Source organism: Micrococcus lylae NBRC 15355 (genome assembly GCF_001570885.1).
In the GTDB taxonomy this organism is placed as follows: Bacteria; Actinomycetota; Actinomycetes; order Actinomycetales; family Micrococcaceae; genus Micrococcus; species Micrococcus lylae.
The window spans coordinates 1-17,319 of record NZ_BCSN01000050.1 but is presented as its reverse complement, the minus strand read 5'-3'; the positions used below and the strand labels follow the sequence as shown (position 1 = coordinate 17,319).

General features: G+C 72.3%; 14 protein-coding genes, 2 tRNA genes and 1 rRNA gene. 7 read left to right on the top strand and 10 right to left on the bottom strand.

Annotated elements, in window-relative coordinates; all coding sequences use genetic code 11:
- Positions 1 to 804, bottom strand: an 804-nt coding sequence (locus MLY01S_RS09750) for an AMP-binding protein (RefSeq protein ID WP_157531287.1), incomplete at its 3' end; no start/stop codon positions are given.
- A 217-nt stretch (positions 805 to 1,021) separates the two neighbouring features.
- On the opposite strand from MLY01S_RS09750, the gene MLY01S_RS09745 reads away from it, so the two are divergent.
- On the top strand, positions 1,022 to 2,191 hold the full coding sequence (locus MLY01S_RS09745) for an acyl-CoA dehydrogenase family protein (protein WP_067191594.1): 1,170 nt from the start codon (positions 1,022 to 1,024) through the stop codon (positions 2,189 to 2,191).
- A gap of 136 nt (positions 2,192 to 2,327) precedes the next feature.
- Here the strand turns inward: MLY01S_RS09745 and MLY01S_RS09740 are convergent.
- Both MLY01S_RS09740 and MLY01S_RS09735 read right to left on the bottom strand, forming a co-directional pair.
- Positions 2,328 to 2,401: transfer RNA gene (locus tag MLY01S_RS09740), tRNA-Thr, on the bottom strand.
- A 118-nt stretch (positions 2,402 to 2,519) separates the two neighbouring features.
- The gene (locus MLY01S_RS09735; RefSeq protein ID WP_245232194.1) at positions 2,520 to 3,407 is read right to left on the bottom strand and encodes a DsbA family protein; all 888 of its coding nucleotides are present in this window, start codon (positions 3,405 to 3,407) and stop codon (positions 2,520 to 2,522) included.
- 201 nt (positions 3,408 to 3,608) lie between these two features.
- Between MLY01S_RS09735 and MLY01S_RS09730 the strand changes: the two genes are divergently transcribed.
- Entirely contained in the window at positions 3,609 to 4,898 is a 1,290-nt protein-coding gene (locus tag MLY01S_RS09730; RefSeq protein ID WP_067191592.1) for a DUF4032 domain-containing protein, read from the top strand.
- A gap of 18 nt (positions 4,899 to 4,916) precedes the next feature.
- Here the strand turns inward: MLY01S_RS09730 and treZ are convergent, their stop codons facing one another.
- The 5 genes from treZ to MLY01S_RS09705 all read right to left on the bottom strand — a co-directional run bounded on the left by treZ (position 4,917) and on the right by MLY01S_RS09705 (position 11,735).
- Positions 4,917 to 6,926, bottom strand: coding sequence for a malto-oligosyltrehalose trehalohydrolase (treZ, locus tag MLY01S_RS09725; RefSeq protein ID WP_245232195.1), 2,010 nt, complete (start codon positions 6,924 to 6,926; stop codon positions 4,917 to 4,919).
- Positions 6,923 to 9,526, bottom strand: coding sequence for a malto-oligosyltrehalose synthase (gene treY, locus MLY01S_RS09720; RefSeq protein ID WP_245232196.1), 2,604 nt, complete (start codon positions 9,524 to 9,526; stop codon positions 6,923 to 6,925). Before treY ends, treZ begins: the two co-directional genes overlap by 4 nt.
- 94 nt (positions 9,527 to 9,620) lie before the next feature.
- Entirely contained in the window at positions 9,621 to 10,100 is a 480-nt protein-coding gene (locus MLY01S_RS09715) for a hypothetical protein (protein WP_067191590.1), read from the bottom strand.
- Positions 10,101 to 10,132: 32 nt separating this feature from the next.
- Positions 10,133 to 11,158 (bottom strand): aldo/keto reductase, encoded by a 1,026-nt coding sequence (locus tag MLY01S_RS09710; protein WP_067191588.1) that lies wholly within the window; start codon positions 11,156 to 11,158, stop codon positions 10,133 to 10,135.
- A 10-nt stretch (positions 11,159 to 11,168) separates the two neighbouring features.
- Positions 11,169 to 11,735 (bottom strand): hypothetical protein, encoded by a 567-nt coding sequence (locus MLY01S_RS09705; RefSeq protein WP_067191586.1) that lies wholly within the window; start codon positions 11,733 to 11,735, stop codon positions 11,169 to 11,171.
- A 341-nt stretch (positions 11,736 to 12,076) separates the two neighbouring features.
- Here MLY01S_RS09705 and MLY01S_RS09700 point away from each other — a divergent pair, with 341 nt between their 5' ends.
- The 4 genes from MLY01S_RS09700 to MLY01S_RS09685 all read left to right on the top strand — a co-directional run bounded on the left by MLY01S_RS09700 (position 12,077) and on the right by MLY01S_RS09685 (position 16,128).
- The gene (locus MLY01S_RS09700) at positions 12,077 to 12,979 is read left to right on the top strand and encodes a fumarylacetoacetate hydrolase family protein (protein ID WP_067191584.1); all 903 of its coding nucleotides are present in this window, start codon (positions 12,077 to 12,079) and stop codon (positions 12,977 to 12,979) included.
- Entirely contained in the window at positions 12,976 to 13,728 is a 753-nt protein-coding gene (locus MLY01S_RS09695; protein WP_067191582.1) for an NAD(P)-binding domain-containing protein, read from the top strand. Before MLY01S_RS09700 ends, MLY01S_RS09695 begins: the two co-directional genes overlap by 4 nt.
- A gap of 49 nt (positions 13,729 to 13,777) precedes the next feature.
- Positions 13,778 to 15,481 carry a DUF5129 domain-containing protein gene (locus tag MLY01S_RS09690; RefSeq protein WP_067191576.1) on the top strand — a complete coding sequence of 568 codons (1,704 nt, stop codon included), beginning with the start codon at positions 13,778 to 13,780 and terminating at the stop codon, positions 15,479 to 15,481.
- A 146-nt stretch (positions 15,482 to 15,627) separates the two neighbouring features.
- Positions 15,628 to 16,128 (top strand): carboxymuconolactone decarboxylase family protein, encoded by a 501-nt coding sequence (locus tag MLY01S_RS09685; RefSeq protein ID WP_067191574.1) that lies wholly within the window; start codon positions 15,628 to 15,630, stop codon positions 16,126 to 16,128.
- Between the two features lie 95 nt (positions 16,129 to 16,223).
- Here MLY01S_RS09685 and MLY01S_RS09680 read toward each other — a convergent pair.
- Positions 16,224 to 16,300, bottom strand: a tRNA-Pro gene (locus MLY01S_RS09680).
- Positions 16,301 to 16,591: 291 nt separating this feature from the next.
- On the opposite strand from MLY01S_RS09680, the gene MLY01S_RS09675 reads away from it, so the two are divergent.
- Entirely contained in the window at positions 16,592 to 16,945 is a 354-nt protein-coding gene (locus tag MLY01S_RS09675) for a hypothetical protein (protein ID WP_067191572.1), read from the top strand.
- Between the two features lie 217 nt (positions 16,946 to 17,162).
- On the opposite strand, the gene rrf is transcribed toward MLY01S_RS09675, so the two are convergent.
- Positions 17,163 to 17,279: ribosomal RNA gene (gene rrf / locus MLY01S_RS09670) — 5S ribosomal RNA — on the bottom strand.
- Positions 17,280 to 17,319 lie beyond the last annotated feature (40 nt).

Sequence of the window (17,319 nt, the reverse complement as noted above, 5' to 3'; positions counted from 1 at the left end):
GTTGGACCACGCGTGCTTGGCCCAGCCCGGGGAGGCCACGTTCAGGTGCACGTCTCCGGGCTGCAGGCCGATCCAGTAGATGGTGGAGAGGTGGCCCACCGGGTACGACGTGTGGGTGTGCTCCACGAGCTTCGGCTTCGAGGTGGTGCCGGAGGTGAAGTAGAGCAGCAGGGTCTCGTCCGCGGCGGTGGGAATGTCCAGGACGGGCTCGGCGTCCACCGCGTAGGCGTCCTCGTAGGAGAGGACCTTCCGATCCCCGACCTGGGGGACCTCCTTCTCGGCGTCGGAGGCATAGACGCCCGGGACGTGGATGAGCGTGCAGTCGCCCTCGACGTCGGTGAACTTGGCGAGGTTCTTGGCGTTGGCCACGGCCCAGCGGGCCTCGGCGCGGTCCACCCGGTCCTGCAGGTCCACCGCGGTCATCTGGGTGGTGGTGGGGACCATGACGGCGCCGATGCGGATGCAGGCGAGCATGGTCTCCCAGAGCTCGACCTGGTTGTCCAGCATGAGGATCAGGCGGTGGCCACGCTGCACACCGGTCTGCTGCAGCCAGGCGGCGACCTTCTTCGAGGAGGCGGAGAGGTCCGCGTAGGTGCGACGCAGCACGCGACCGTCCTCCTCGACGATCACGAGGGCGTCGGCGGTGCCGCGCTGCGGGTCCGCGGCCAGCTGGTCGAACCAGTCGGTGGCGAAGTTGAACTCGGTGAAGCGGGGCCACACGAACTCGCGGCGGGCCGCGTCATAGTCCTGCTGGTGCTTCACGAGCAGGTCGCGCGCAGCGCGGAGCTCTTCGGTCACAGTCATCGTGCTACCTCCTGTGGACGTACAATGATCGGAACATCGGGTTTCTATGACTCCCACCATAGGCGTGGCCCAGGTCACACGGAAGACTGTTTCACCCAGTGAACGGCACGTCACCGACCCGGGCGCCCAGAGCACGTCACGCCGTGAGACACAGCACCCTGCGACCAGACACGCACCGCACCGGCGCGGTGCCTTCACCCCTTCGAAGGAGACGACGATGCCCCAGTCCGACGCCCTCCCCTCGCCCGACCTCCTCGACCTCCGCGCCGAGCTCCCGGCCGAGGAGCGCACCCGTCTGGAGCGGATCGAAGAGCACCTGCAGACCGTGGTGCGCCCGGCCGTGATCGAGCCGTGGACCCGGGACGAGTTCGTGCCGGATCTGCTCCCGGGCCTCGGCGCCCTGGGCCTCGGCACGATCTTCACCGACGGCTCCTCCGCCCTGTTCCAGGGTCTGGTGCACGCCGCGATCGCCCGCGTGGACCTGTCCCTGTCCGCCCTGGTCGGCATCCACAACGAGCTGATCGTGGGCACCATCGCCCACCTCGGCTCGAAGGAGCAGAAGGCCGCGTGGCTGCCGAAGCTTCAGGCCCTCGAGGCCATCGGCGCGTTCTGCCTCACCGAGCCGGAGCACGGCTCGGACATCGCCGGCGGCCTGGCCACCACCGCCGAGCGCACCGAGCAGGGCTGGACCATCCGCGGCTCCAAGCGCTGGATCGGCGCCGGCACCCTGGCCCAGATCGCCCTGGTCTGGGCCCGCGACACCGCAGACGACCAGATCAAGTGCTTCCTCGTGCCCACGGACACCCCGGGCTACAAGGCCACGAAGATCGAGCACAAGACCGGCCTGAAGATCATGCAGAACGCGGACATCGTGTTCGAGGACGTCGAGGTCGGCCAGGACGCCCTGCTGCCGGGCGCCACCTCCTTCGCCCAGGCCAACGACCTGCTCCTGGCCTCCCGCGCCTGGGTCGGCTGGCAGGGCGTCGGTGCCCAGCAGGCCGTGTTCGACATCCTGCGCTCCTACGCCCTTCAGCGCGAGCAGTTCGGCAAGAAGCTGGCCGGCTTCCAGATCATCCAGCAGCACATCGCCGAGATCGCCGGCAACCTCATGGCGTCGGCCGGCATGATGCGTCAGATCGCCCGCCTGGCCGAGGCCGGAGACCTGGTGATGATGCATGCCGCCTCCGCGAAGGCCACCTCCACCCGCCTGGCCCGTTCCTCCGCGTCGCTCGGCCGTGACGCCCTGGGCGGCAACGGCATCGTGGCGGACTACGAGATGACCAAGGTCATGAACGACATCGAGGCCATCTACTCCTATGAGGGCACCTACGCGATCAACTCGCTGATCGTGGCCCGCGCCCTCACCGGCGTCTCCGCCTTCCGCTGAGCCGCCGGTGAGGCTGCGGCCCCGCCCGCGGCGACGACGGCCCCTCGCCTCCGCCCCTCCCCGCACCGGGTCGGCGGGGCAGGGGAACGGCGAAGGACCCCCGGAACCGTGGTTCCGGGGGTCCTTCGCGTCTGCGAGCCCCCTACCGGATTCGAACCGGTGACCCTCTGTTTACAAGACAGATGCTCTGGCCAGCTGAGCTAAGGAGGCGAAGCGGACCCGCCGAGCGCATCGGCGGGTCCCCTCAGCCTACCGGGTGCGGCCTGCGCGGCCGCGGCGGCGGGACGGGTTGTCCCGGCCGCCGCCGCTCAGCGCACTCCGGCGCGGCTCACTCGTCGCCCATCTGGGCGTCGGCGAACTCCTGGAAGGACTGGTCCTTGCCGTCCACAGCCCAGTTCTTGCCGTTCACGAAAACACCCGGGGTGCCCGGGATCTTGGCCTCCTGGGCCTTGGCGGTGGTGTATTTCACCATCGGGCGGTAGGTGCCGTCCTTGACGCAGGAGGAGATATCCGCCCCGGCGGAGTTGGCGATGGCAATCAGCTCGTCGTCCGAGAGGCCGGCGCTCATCTTCTCAGAGAAGGTGGCGAACACGTCGGACACGAAGGCGTCGTAGGACTCCGGCGCCTCCTCTGCCACGCAGTAGGACGCGGCGGCGGCACGGGAGGAGTAGTTGCCGGTGCCCGGGCGGTCCAGGAACCCGACCATGCGGTACTCGACGGTCGCCTTGCCCTCGGCCATCAGGTCCTGCAGGTAGCCGTTGTTCGTCTCCTCGAACTCGGCGCAGTACGAGCAGTTGAAGTCCGCGTAGATGACGATCTGGGCCGGGTCTCCGTCCGCCGGCTCCTCGGCGCCCGGGATGGACTCCGGCTGCTCCTCGGAGGGCTCCTCCGGCACGTTGACGGCAGCGGCGTCCACCTCTGCACCCAGCTTGTCCTTCGGTTCGGCGAGGGTCTTCTTGCCGGTCATGGTCACGCCGCCCTGCTGGTTGGCAATGGAGGCGGCCTCGCCCTGGTCGGGAATGCTCTGCGAACCACGGGTGAGCACGAAGGCGATCACCAGGCCCACCACCAGCACGATCGCGCCGACGGTGCCCCAGATCGCGATGGTGCGGTTGCGGCGCTCCCTGCGCCGCTGCTGCTCCTGCATCTGACGGGCGCGGGCGCGCGAGTCGGCCACGCGCTCGGCCTTCGTCTTCCGGGAGTTGTTGGTGGCCACGGGTCCTCCTTGAGGGACGGGTGTTCTCATGCGGCGTCCCCGCACCCGGCCGCGCAGGGCACACGGCGGCGCCGTGACGGAACGCGTCGAGCGGGGTGAACTGCCATGTGAGCATACTGGGCCGATCTGGGAGGATCGTGGTCCAGGCCGACGCGCGTCACGTTCCGGCCCGTCCCGATCGCCGTCACGAGGAGCCCCGCCATGGCGAGCACCGCCCGCACCGGCCTGTCCATCACCGCGCCCGGCCGCGCCTCGGGGCCGGCGGCGAAGCTGCTGACCCTGCCCTGGTCCGTCCCGCTGGCCCAGTGGCCCGAGGACGTGCTGGCGGCCCTGCCCCGCGGCATCTCCCGCCACGTGGTGCGCTTCGCCCGGCTCGGGGACGCGACGGTCGCGGTGAAGGAGACCACCGAGGAGCTGGCGTTCCGCGAGTACCACCTGCTGCGGGCGTTGGAACGCAAGGAGGTCCCCTCGGTGGAGCCGGTCGGCGTGGTCACCGGCCGCACGGACGCGGACGGCCGGCCGCTGCCGGCGATCCTGGTGACGAAGCACCTGCGCTTCTCCCTGCCCTACCGCGCCGTGTTCTCCCAGCGGATGCGCCGGCCCACCCTGGTGCGCCTGATGGACGCGCTCGCCCTGCTGATGGTGCAGCTGCACCTGGAGGGGTTCTTCTGGGGCGACGTCTCCCTGTCCAACGTGCTGTTCCGCCGGGACGCCGGCGCGTTCGCCGCCTATCTGGTGGACGCGGAGACCGGCGAACTGCGCGAGCGGCTCTCGGACGGCCAGCGCGCCCATGACCTGGAGGTGGCCCGCACCAACGTGGTCGGCGAGCTGATGGACCTGGCCGCCGGGGACATGGCGGACGCGGACGTGGACCCCTTCGAGACCTCCGAGATGCTCGTGGAGGCCTACACCCGGCTCTGGGAGGAGCTGACGGCTGACACGGAGTTCACCCCGGACGAGGCCTGGAGGGTGGAGGAGCGCATCCGCCGCCTCAACGAGCTGGGCTTCGACGTGGAGGAGTACGCTCTGCGCCCGGTGGACGACGGCGCCCGCCTGGTCCTGCAGCCGAAGGTCGTGGACCCCGGCCACCACCACCGCCGGCTCATGCAGCTCACGGGCCTGGACGTGCAGGAGAACCAGGCCCGCCGCCTGCTGCAGGACATCGAGTCCCGCCGGCAGGCCGTCTACCCGGACGCCTCGGAGTCCGAGGCCGCGCACCGCTGGCTCGTGGAGATCTTCGAGCCGCTGGCCCGGCAGGTCCCGGAGGACCTGCGGCACAAGCTCGAGCCGGCGGAGGTGATGCACCAGGTGCTGGAGCACCGCTGGTACATGGCCGAGCGCCAGGAGCGCGAGGTGCACTTCTGGGAGGCCGTGGAGGACTACATCGACCAGGTCCTGCGCGCCCGCCGGGACGAGGACGCGGTGGTCCTCCACCCGACCACCACCATGCTGAAGGCGATCCCCACGCCCTTCGCCTCGGACGACGCCTGACGCATCGTCGTCCCGGGCTCAGCCCCGCTGCAGCAGGAGGAACCCCGGGGCGGGCAGGACGTCCGGCACCGCGGTGAGCGGGCCGTCGTCGTCGTGCCCGGCGAGCAGCTCGACGCCGACGAGGTCCTCCGGCAGGGGCATCGGCTCCTCGCCGAGCGCCGCCAGGAGCACGACGACGGACCCGTCGCCTCCCCCGGCCGTCCGACGGTCCCAGCGCACCCACCGCTGTTCGGCGGCAGACTGCACGGCGGTGGCGGCGCGCCGCGGCTCGGTGAGCTGCGGCACGGTGCGGCGCAGACGGATCAGCTCGCGGTAGGTCCCGCGGATCCGGGCCCCACGCCCCGCCACGGCCTCGGCGCGGTCCAGCACGGCGGAGTCCCGCGTGGCGGTCTGTTGCGGGTCCGGCACGGCCGCCTCGTCCCAGCCGTGCGCGGCGAACTCGCGCCGGCGTCCGGTGCGCACCGCCTCGGCGAGCTCGGGCTCACGGTGGGCGGTGAAGAACGGGAACGGCGCGGAGGAGGCGAACTCCTCCCCCATGAACAGCATGGGGGTGGCCGGCCCGGTGAGCAGCAGGGCGGCCGCGGCGGCCAGGGCCCCCTCGGAGAGGGCGGCGGCAGTGCGGTCGCCGGCGGCGCGGTTGCCCACCTGGTCGTGGTTCTGGATCGAGGAGACGAACGCGTGGTTCGGGACGTCCTCGGCCACCGGGCGGCCGTGGTCACGGCCGCGGAAGGAAGAGAAGGTGCCGTCGTGGAAGAACCCCGCCTCCACCGTCTTGGCCAGGGCGCCGTCGGCGGCGAAGTCGGCATAGTAGCCGTGGGTCTCCCCGGTGGTGGCCACGTGGATCGCGTGGTGGACGTCGTCGTTCCACTGGCCGGCCAGGCCCAGCCCGCCCGCCGCGCGTGGGGTGATGAGGGAGGCGTCGTTGAGGTCGGACTCGGCGATCAGCGGCAGCGGGCGGCCCAGCTGCGCGGCCAGGGCGTCCGCGTGGGCGGCCATCTCCTCCAGCAGGTGCACGGCCCGGGTGTCGCGCAGGGCGTGCACGGCGTCCAGCCGAAGCCCGTCCACGTGCATGTCCTTCAGCCACAGGGTGACGTTGTCCAGGATGAACCGGCGGACCTCGTCCGAGTCCGGTCCGTCCAGGTTGGGCCCCTCGCCCCAGCCGGTGCCTGCCGACAGGTAGGGGCCGAAGACGCCGAGGTAGTTCCCCGAGGGGCCGAGGTGGTTGTAGACCACGTCCTGCACCACGCCGAGGCCGCGCGCGTGGGCGGCGTCCACGAACCGGCGGTAGGCCTCGGGGCCTCCGTAGGACTCGTCCACCGCATACCAGCCGACGCCGTCGTAGCCCCAGTTGTGCTCACCCCCGAAGCTGTTGACCGGCAGCAGCTCCACGTGGGTGACGCCGAGCTCGGCGAGCTCGTCCAGGTGCCCGATCGCCGCGTCCAGTGTGCCCTCGGCGGTGAAGGTGCCCACGTGCAGCTCGTAGAGGACGGCGCCACGCAGGCCGCCGCCCTGCGGTGCGGACGGGTCCCGCTCCACGCCGTCCGGGCCGGCCCAGCCGGCGTCGGTCCACGCGAAGTCCGCCGCCTCGACGTCCCGGCGGGAGGGACCGTGCACGGTGTCCGGCTGTCGGCGGGAGCGCGGGTCCGGGACGGGGGCGGACCTGTCCACCCGGTATCCGTAGCCGGGATTCGCCCTGCCGGCCGCCTCCTCCACGTCCGCCGCCGGCGTCCACCAGCCGCCGCCGGCGCGCTCCATGCGCACCGCTGCGCTGACGGGCCAGCGGTCCTCGGCGTCGTGCAGCTCGCCGGGCTCGGTGTCCACCAGGACGATCTCGACCGTCTCGGCATGCGGCGCCCACACGGCGTAGGGCACCTCGCGCGCGGCGTCCGCGGCCGCCTTGGCCTCGGCACCGGGGTCCAGCCGGGCACCGTCCAGGCGGGACCAGGCGGCGCCGCCGGTGACTGCGGCGTCGTTGTACGGGGTCTGCTCGGCCGGGGCCATCGGCCCGGTCACGGAACGGTCGGTCATGCGGTCTCGGCCTCCTCGCCGGCGGTCTCCGGCAGCGCGGTCTCGGTCTCGGTCTCGGTCGTCTCGTCCCGCAGCAGCAGCGCCACGGCCCCGGTGCCGGCCACGGTGCCGTCCTGCCCGGTGCGCGCCAGCAGATCCGCCAGGCGCACGCAGCCGTCCCCGCCGACGGCCACGAGGCGGTCGGTCAGCACCTCCCGCCAGGGCCCGGAGGGCAGCTGGACGACCGTGTCCCCGAAGCCGCCGGCGGCGGCCAGGGCGAGCGGCTCACGGACCACGACGACGACCGCCTCGCCCCGGTCGACCGCGATCGCCTTGTCCGCGGCCGCGCCGGTGACGTCCAGCGGACGGGCGCGGGTGAAGGCGTGCGGGCGGTCCCGGCGGGCACGCAGTGCGGCGGCCACGACGGCCAGCTTCGCAGCATCGGCTGCGTCTCCGCTCGCGGCGGTCCAGGCCAGACCCTCGGCGGTCGCCTCCAGCACCGGGCCGGCCGGAACCAGACCGGCGTCGATCCGCTCCAGCAGGGCGGCACGGCGCTCGTAGTCCACCGGGCGGCGGTTGTCCGGGTCGACGAGGGTGGGGGCGGGCAGCTCGGTGCCCTGGTACACGTCCGGGACGCCGGGGCCGGTGAGCTGCAGCAGCTTCTGGGACAGCTGGAGCACCTGGCCGGTGGCCGCGATGCGGTCGGCGAAGGACTGCAGGACCTCGCGGACCCGCCCGTCCTGCGCGCAGGCGGCCTCCATGGCGGCGGTGACGCGGGCCTCGTAGTCCTCGTCCTGCGCGGTCCACGTGGTGTGCAGGCCGGCCTCGCGAGCCGCCTTGAGGGCGAAGTCCACGAGGCGCTGTGGCTCCGGGGCGGTGCCGTCCACCGGCCACACGCCGAGCACGGACTCCCAGAGCAGGCGGGCGAAGTCCGAATCCTCCAGCGGATGCAGCCGGTCGAGCTCGTCGAACGCCTCCGCCCAGTCGTCGGCGTGCTCGGCGAGCGCCATGATCCGGGCGCGGGTGTCCTCGCCGCGCTTGGTGTCGTGGGTGCTCAGCGTGGTCATGGCGTGCGGCCACTCGGCGCAGCGGCGGGCCCAGGCACGCAGCAGCGCCTCGGCGTCTCCGCCGGCGTCCGAGGGGTCGCCGCCGACCTCGTTGAGGTGGGCCCAGCGGGTGTAGCGGTAGAAGCAACGGTCCTCCACCCCCTTGGCCATGACCATGCCGGAGGTCTGCTGCATGCGGCGGGCCGCCGGATGGGCCGGGTCCGTGAGCAGCGGCGCGAGTGCGTCCAGCACCCCGGCCAGCTCCGGGCGCGCCGCGGCGGCATCGGCCAGCGCGCCGTCCAGCCGTGCCCGACCCGTGGGCAGGTAGGTGCGGTACACGTGCAGGTGGGCCATGACCTCCCCGAGGGCCGCGGCCAGGTCTGCCTCCGCGGCGGAGGCGAGGGCGCCGTCGTCGGGAAGGCTCCGGCGGACCTCGCGGACCAGGCGGGCGGTCTCGGCGGCCAGCTGGCCGGCGGCCACGTCCCGCTTGGCCTCGAGCACCATCGAGTTCCAGCGGTCCTTCTCAGCGGCGTCCTCCTCGGCGGTGCCGGCGGCGCGGGCCGGGGTGAGGGCACGGTCCACTGCGCCGAGGGCGTCGTAGCCGGTGGTGCCCTCCACGTCCCAGGCGGCCGGGAGGTCCTCGCCGGGCTCGAGGATCTTCTCGATCCAGATCGGCCCGCCCGGCAGCAGGCGGCGCAGGCGCTCCACATACTGGCCCGGGTCGGCCAGGCCGTCCGGGTGGTCCACGCGCAGGCCCTGGACCCAGCCGTTCTCGATCCAGCGGGCCACCTCAGCGTGCGTGGCCGCGAAGACCTCGGGGTCCTCCACGCGCACGCCGGCGAGGGTGGTGATGGTGAAGAAGCGGCGGTAGTTCAGCTGCGCGTCGCCGCGGGTCCACGGCACGAGCCGGTAGTGCTGGCGGTCGTGGGCGGCGCGGGCGAGCTCGTTCTGTGCCCCCTCGTCCCCGGCATCTGCGGCATCGGCCCGCTCCCCCAGCGCGGCGCGGGCGGCGTCCAGGCTGCCCGGAGCCAGGGGCAGGACGTTGTCCCAGTAGCCGAGGGCAGGCTCGCCCTCGTGGTCCACGATCCGCAGGTGCGCCAGCTCGGCCTCCGGGTCCTCCTCGGTGCCCTCGCCGAGGATCGGCACCATCACCCTGCCGTCGAAGGCCCCCCAGTCCACGTCGAACCAGCCGGCGTGCGCGGCGTCCTGCCCGTGCTGCAGCAGGTCCCACCAGGCGGGGTTCGCGGCGGCGGTGGCCACACCCACGTGGTTGGGGACGATGTCCAGGACCAGGCCGGAGCCGGCGGCCTCGAGGTCCGCGGCCAGGGCGGCGAAGTCCTCGTCCGTGCCGCGGGAGGGGTCCAGGGTGGTCGGATCCACCACGTCGTAGCCGTGGGTGGAGCCGGGCTCGGCGGCCAGCAGCGGGGACAGGTAGATCCAGTCCACGCCGAGGCGGCGCAGGTAGGGCACCAGGGCGCGGACGCGGGCCAGGTCCATGCTCGCGTCGACCTGGAGGCGATAGGTGGAGGAGGGGATGCGACGGCCGGACGATGCGGCGGGAACGGTGCTGCTCACGGCAGCGACGCTAGCAGGCAAGTGCCCGTCCGGGCTGCGGGTGCGCGCCCGGTGCCGGCACGGGGGTCACATCCCGCCGGTGCCGGCACGGGGGTCACATGCCGCCGGTGCCGGGCTCGCCCAGGATGTCCTCGCCGATCCGGGGCTCGCCGGTCGCCTGCTCGACCATGACCAGCTCACCGACGGCGGTGTGCCCGTCCGCGTAGGTGAGGTCCGCGGTGAAGGACGTGCCCGTCTGCTTCACGTTCGTGACCTCCACGATCTCGGGGTACTTCGCCTTCACGTTGCTCTCGAAGGCCGCCCGGTCCTGGATGAAGACCACCACGCCCATGACCGCCGCGGCTGCCGCGAGCACGGCGAAGCCGTACCCGACCCGCCGCTGGATCGCGGTGTCGTGCAGCAGGTTCGGGTCCACGTTGCGACTCTCCCGGGCCGAGTGGGCGCGGTGGCGGCGCACCCGCACGACGGCCACGAGGATCAGCGTCAGCGCGATGGCCCCGCAGATCAGCGTCGCCCACAGGCCGACCCACGGCAGGGTGAAGCTGATCGTCTCGTAGTGGATGTTCTCGTCCATGGCGGAATCCGTTCGCAGGGCCCAGGGGGCGGTCAGGGCAGGGGTACACCGCGGGCCGCGGTGAGCAGTCGGTACCAGTCTGAATGGTCGAGGGCCGCGGCGGCGTCGTCCGCGCGTGAACACGCCGCGATGCGCCCCGGGTCCATCGTCCCGACCACCGGCCGCACGTCCCACGGCAGCCGGCGAAGCCAGCCCAGCACCACGGCTTCACCCGGCTGCCCGAGCCGCTCGGCGATCTCCTCCACGACGACGGCCGCGTCCTGTTCGGGGTTCCTCGCCTCGTCCGTGGTGCGGCGGGTGTAGCGTCCCTGGCCCAGCGGGCCCCACGCCTGCAGGGCGATGCCTTCGTCCGCGCACCACTGCGGCAGCGTGGCCGCTCCGGAGGTGGGGACGGCGTCGTCGTGGTTGGCGAGCACCGCGGCCTCCACCAGCGCCCGGTGGTGCAGGCCGAGCTCGACCTGCACGCAGTCCAGGCCGGTGCCGTCCGCGGAGAGGCTGCGCAACGCCGTGTGGAACCGCTGCGCCCGTTCCCACGGCAGGTTGGAGACGCCGAGGCGCTCCACCCGGCCGGCCTCGCGCTCGTCCAGGAAGGCGCGGACGGTGTCCTCCACCGGGGTCAGCACGTCCGGGCGATGGATCAGCAGGGTGTCCACGCGGTCCGTGCCGAGGCGTTCGAGCGAGGCTGCGAGCGAGGCCTTCAGGTGGTGCGGCGAGGAGTCGTAGCGGGTGGTCGGCGCCGGGCAGGTGCCGGGCGCCGCACCCGGCGGCCTGGTCCCCGGCAGCACGATGCCGCACTTGGTCTGCACCCGCAGTCCGTCGCGGACCTGCGGGGCGAGGCCGGCGAGCGCGGCGCCCACGGCGCGTTCGGAGTCGCCGTCACCGTAGATGTCCGCGGTGTCCAGCACGGTCACGCCCGCCGCCAGCGCGGCGTCCAGGGCCGCCGCGGCGCGCACCGGGCGCTCCCCGTCGGTGCCCCACCCCATGGTGCCGAGCACGAGGGGCGAGGCGGTCTGCCGAGGCGCGCGGACGTCGTCGTGGTACAGGTCCATGGCGGTCATGGTGCCACGCTCACCCGCTCAGCTCCGGGTACTCCGCCAGCACCTCGGGCGGGATCTGCGTGACGGTGGGGACACGGCGGTCCTCGACGGTCACCAGGACATCCGGGACCACGATCGCGTCGTAGACGTCCGGTGCCAGGTCCGGACGCGCTTCCGGGCGACGCCAGTGCAGCTCCACGAGGTAGCCGCCGTCCACCGCCTCGACCTCGTCCGCGACGATCAGGGCCGCGCCGTAGCGTGCCTTGAGGTTGTCCCGCAGGTTCACGTGGGCCTCGTCCCGGGTGTGGAGGCCGAGGAAGCCGAGCAGGAGGAACCCGCACGCTGCGACGATGCCCGCGGTGCGCACGAGCTCCCAGCGGCGCAGGCGCCGCCAGTCGTCCCGCTCCAGGGTGCGCCGCCGGTCCGCGCCGGGGCCTGCGGCGGCCTCGGCGGCGCGGATGGACTCCCGTTCCTCGGCGGCGCGGCGCCGGCCCCACACGAACAGGCCGATGCCTGCGACCAGCAGCAGCAGCGCGCCCGCGTAGAGCGCCCAGGGCTCCCAGGTGTAGACGGTGCGGTAGCCGTAGACCAGGACCACGGCGTCCTCCCCTCCTCCAGTCAGGACGAGCGCGCGCTCAGTCCTGCTCCTCGAGTCTGTTCCTCGAGCTCGACCTGGACGCCGCCGACGAACGGCTCGTGGTCCGACCCTTCTCGCGTTGCACCTCGGCCGCCCAGGGCCGAGCGGGCGGAACGTATGCGGGGGCCGGACGGCCCCGCCGGGCGCGCTCCACAGGTCCACCCTAGCAAGACCGTGTGAGCCGCATCACGTGACGAGGCCGTTTCGCGGCCGGGCGCAGGGCGGGGCCGCCGGGCGAGGATGCCGCGCAAGGGGCACGGCCCGGTGCCGCCGACCGGCCCGGCTGTGATGTGATGGGACGCATGAAGCTCGCCACATTCCGCCGCCCGTCCGAGGACGCCGCCTACCCGGGCAACACGTTCGCCGCCGTGATCACCGCCGTCGACGAGGCCGATCCTCAGATCGCCGTCGAGGCCGTGGAGATCGAGGGCTGTACGGACGTGGGCGAGTACCTCACCGCCGAGCCGGCCGAGCAGCGCCGCATGGTCGAGGAGGCCCTGGCCGCCGCCGAGCAGGACCGCGCTCGCGTGCTGGACGTCTCCACCCTCATGTACGAGACCCTCGTGCCGTTCCCCACCAAGGTGATCGGCGTGGGCCTGAACTACCGTGACCACATCAAGGAGACCGGACTCGAGGCCCCCGAGCATCCGACCCTGTTCGCGAAGTTCGCCCAGTCCCTCACCGGAGCCCTGGACGACGTGGAGGTCCCTCAGGAGGACCACCGCCTCGACTACGAGGGCGAGCTCTGCATCGTTATCGGCGAGCCGGGCCGCCGTATCCCGGAGTCCCAGGCCGGTGAGCACATCGCCGGCTATGCCGTGGCGGACGACGTGTCCGTCCGCGGTTTCCAGGGCCGCACCTCCGAGTGGCTGCAGGGCAAGGTCTGGGACGCCTCCACTCCGGTGGGCCCCTGGCTGGTGACCCCGGACGAGTTCTCCTCGAAGGCCCAGATCACCACCACGGTCAACGGAGAGAAGCGCCAGTCCGCCAAGGCGCTCGACGTGGTGTTCGCCCCCGAACAGATCGTCTCCTACATCTCCCAGATGGTGACCCTGCACCCGGGCGACCTCATCATGATGGGCACCCCGGCCGGCGTCGCCCTCGGCCGCAAGGGCAAGGACGGCAAGCGCCCCTGGCTCGTTGCCGGTGACGTCGTCGAGGTGGAGATCTCCGGCCTGGGCCGTCAGCGCACCGAGATCCGTTGAGCGGCTCCACACCGACCTCCGCGCCCGGTCTGCCCGACTCCGTCGGGATCCTCGGCGCCGGCCGGGCCGGCACATCGCTGGCCCGCGCCCTGGCACGCATCCCCCGGCTGGCCCCCGGCACGGACGCCCCGCGCGTGCTCATGGCCGCCACCCGTCCGCCGGCCGCACTGCGCCACCACCTGGGCATCTACGCGCCGGAGGCCGAGGCCATGCGTCCCGACCAGCTCGCCGCGGACACGCAGCTGACGGTGATCGCCGTCCCCCGCGAGGATCTCGACGAGATCGAGGTGCCCGACCTCGTCGGCCCGCGCACGCTGGGCGTCGTGGACCTCACCAACTCCTGGGGCGGCTACGGCCTTCCCGACGACGTCACCTCCTTCCTGCCCGACGTCGCCGGCGGCTCCCGGCCGGGCGACGACACGCTCGCCGTGGCCGCCTGGCTGCGCGACCGGGGCGTCACCGTCCCTGTGCTGCGGGCCTTCTTCGACATCTCGCATCACGACCTGGACAGCGCCGGCAGGGCCGAGGAACCCCTCCGCGCGCTGGCCGTCGGCAGCGACCACGGCGGCGAGCAGGCCCGGGCGGCGCTGGCCTTGCTCGTGGCCGCCATGGGCTATGCACCGGTGCAGTTCACGGGCTTGGGCCGCGCCGCCGTCGTGGAGCCGGAGGGCCCCGGCTTCGGCGGGGAACACACCGCCGACGAGCTCCGACACCTGCTGGACACAGCCTCCTCTCATCTAGGGTGGTGAGCGCGGCCACGCCGGCCGTGAACTGGACAGCCCGCACTGGAGGAACGCCATGAGCCGAGCCGACCGCCCCGAGATCCGCGCCACCGAGGCGAGCACGCCGCCGCACGGCTCGTCCGCGCGTCTCGAGGCCGACCGGCCCCGCCTCCCGGTCGCGGTGGCGGCGGGCGCCGTCCTCGGCCTGGCCCTGCTCGGCCCCTCCCCGGCCCTCGCGGAGACGACGGCGGCCGGCGGGCCGTCGCGCTCCGGGGGGACGGCCGTCGTCGGCGCCTCCCTGCTCTCCGCCTCGGCAGCAGGGCAGGAGCCCAGGCCGGCCGCCGCCGAACAGGCCGCCGGCGAGCGGAGCACCGACCGACAGCCGATCACCGAGGTGGTGCTGGACGACACCGCCGGGATCATCGATCCGGCACAGCTGGAGCGGGACCTGGCGGAGATCGAGTTCCGCGGACCGGTGAAGGTGGCGGTGTACACCGAGCGCGGCGCGAGCCTGGACCACCTGAGCGACGACCGCGCCTCCCAGGAGTTCAACGGCCGTGTGCTGCAGCACGCCCGCTCCGCACGCCCGGAATGGATCAGCCAGGACGGGCAGAAGTGGGCCGACGGGCTGCTGATCTACGCCCTGGACCCGGACAATCGCATCATGGGCGTCTACGCCGGCGAGGACCTCGACCTGAGCCTGGGGCAGCAGGAGAGCATCCGGGAGGCGGCCACCGGCGCCGCCCGGGAGGCCAAGTGGACCGACGCCGCCGTGGACGCTGTGGACGAGGCCGCCGAGCTGATCGCCCGCCCCTGGTACCAGAACCCGGTCGTCTACCTGGGGGCCGGCGGCGCCGCGCTGGCCGGCGGCGGCGTCGGTGCCGGTCTGGCCTACCATCGCAGAAAGCTGCGGAAGCAGACCCGGAGCAATCTCGAGGCGTCCCGCACCCACCTGACCAACGTCACCATGGACATGGAGGCCACCGAGGTCAACGCCTCCACCGTGCCCACGGACAACCCGTACGGTGCCGCGCTCATGGAGCGCTTCCGCGGCTTCAAGCAGCGCTCCATCGACCTCACCGAGGAGCTCGAGAGCCTCGAGGCACTCGACCGGAAGCAGCACCACAAGGCCGACATCGTCCGCCGCGCCTCGCGGCTGAAGACGGAGGCCCAGACCCTCGACGCCCTCGACGACACCATCGGCGCCGCGAACACCTTCCTCAACCGCCACCCCGGATGGGAGGATGCCTGGGACCTGCAGACCACACCCCTGCGTGAGGACCTCGACGGCGCCGAACAGCTCCTCGACGACCTGGACTCGTCCGTGCACGGCTCCCCCGCCGCCCAAGCCCTGAGCTCCTCGGTGACGAGCATGAGGCAGCGGCTGACCGCCCTCGGCGCGGAGCTGTCCGAGCAGCAGGCCACCCCTGAGGCGGCCCTCGACGAGCTCGACCGGATGCGCCAGGACTTCACCGATCGCCTCGACGCCCTGGCCGAGGCGCAGATCGACGCCTACGCGAAGACGTCCAAGGAGAGGGTGGCCATGCGCCGCAGCATGGACGACCAGCGCCGCACGCGCAGGCCCAGGCGAAGCGGATCCATCCTGGACACCACCCACGACTCCGGCTTCTACTGGCGAGTCTGGTCCTACAGCGCCGGCTACAACGCCGGGCGGAGCTCCGTGGACGAGTCCCGCAGCAGCTCCTCCTCGTCCAGCGGCACCGGCTACGGCAGCGGAGGCGGCAGCTTCTCCGGCTCCGGGTCCTCCGGGCGCTTCTGAGTCGTGACCGCCGCTCCTGGTTGCAGAGGCGGGCGCCCGTCCACGCCGGACACCGCCTCTGACGCCGGGCCGACGCCGGTGAGGGACAGGCCGAGGAGGACGGGAAGACCTGGCGGGGAAGCCGTCGTCGTGCTTCAGTGTCCGGTATGAGCACCGATGCGCCCACGCCGGCGGACGACCGCGAGGACCCGCTGCGCTTCTACTTGGACAAGGCGTCCCCTGAGGTGTGGGATGCCATGACGGGCCTGCGCAAGGCCGTGGCGGCGTACGCAGAGGATGCGGAATTGGACGCCGAGCTCGTGGAGCTGATCTCCCTGAGGATCTCCCAGATCAACGGCTGCGCCTATTGCCTGGACATCCATACCCGCCTGGCGGAGAAGGCCGGACTGAGCCGCCAGCGGATGGCCCTGCTGCCGGCGTGGGAGGAGGCCGGAGACGTCTACACGCCGCAGGAGCGGGCCGCTCTGAGGCTGGCGGAGACGGCCACCAGGCTGCCGGAGACCGAGGAGCAGCAGGTGGCGCAGATGATGGCCCACGGGGACCTGACGGACAGGCAGTACGCGGCGGTCCAGTGGATCGCCGTGACCATGAACGCGACGAACCGGATCAGCATCCTCTCCCACCATCCCGTGAAGAAGAGGGGCTGACGCGGCGAGGACGCGACGTCCCTCCTCACACGAGCTCGAATGGTGGCCCCGGACACGACGAAGCCCCCGCTCTGCTGAGCAGGGGCTTCCCCATATGGTCGGGGTGACAGGATTTGAACCTGCGGCCTCGTCGTCCCGAACGACGCGCGCTACCAAGCTGCGCCACACCCCGTCGGACACGCTTGCGCGTTTCCAACAGAGGACAACACTACCAGCGTCCCCAGCCACGCGCAAAACGGAAGCACGCGGATCCTGGTGGAAAGCCGGAGGTCCTGCAGGACGGGCGTCCCTGCTCTCACTCCTGACAGGATGGGACACAGACCAGAGACCTGAGAATTCAAGGAGGACGACGGCGATGGGACGTGCACGACGACCGTGGTGGAATCCCTTCGCAAGCCCTGGTGCGGCCTCATCCGGGCATCACGACGCCGCAGGAGAACAACACCAGTCGCTGACCGACTCTGTGGAGCAGCTGCGGACGCTCCTGAAGGTCGAACGGACCCGGCTGCGCCCGGACACCTGGCAGCGTGCCTCACAGATCGTGGAGCGCACAGCGGAGCTCCTCCCCCAGTGGACGGAACTCACTGAAGGACGGGCAGCCGAGGCGCTCGTCGTCGACGACGTGGTGTGCCGGCACCTGCCCCGACGTCTGGAGGCCTTCCTCGCCGTCCCCGACTCCCAGAAGCCGACTGCTGCACCGGAGCTGCTCGAGCAGTTGGAGCAGCTGGAACAGTCCCACCTGAAGGCAGTACGCAGACTCCACGCCGTCTCACGAATCCGGCTGGAGTCGCTGCGCGCGCAGCGCGGGGACACCTGACGCAGGCCCGCCTGGGTGCAGCCACCCGACGCCGGCACAACGGGCACTGGTCCAGCCGGCACCGACAAGAGAAGGCCCCGCGCACCAACACACCACGCCCACACACACCCGAACGCCGCACCCACACGGCAGCCCCGCACAAAAACGGGAAACCACGGCACACAAAAAAGGGGAGGCCCCGCACCACACAGGTACGGGGCCTCAACCCACAAAGAATGTCCGGCGGCGACCTACTCTCCCACAACCTCCCGGTTGCAGTACCATCGGCGCTGTGGGCCTTAGCTTCCGGGTTCGGAATGGAACCGGGCGTTTCCCCCACGCTATGACCGCCGTAACCCTAGAACCACACCCCCAACACCCAAACAACGGAACGG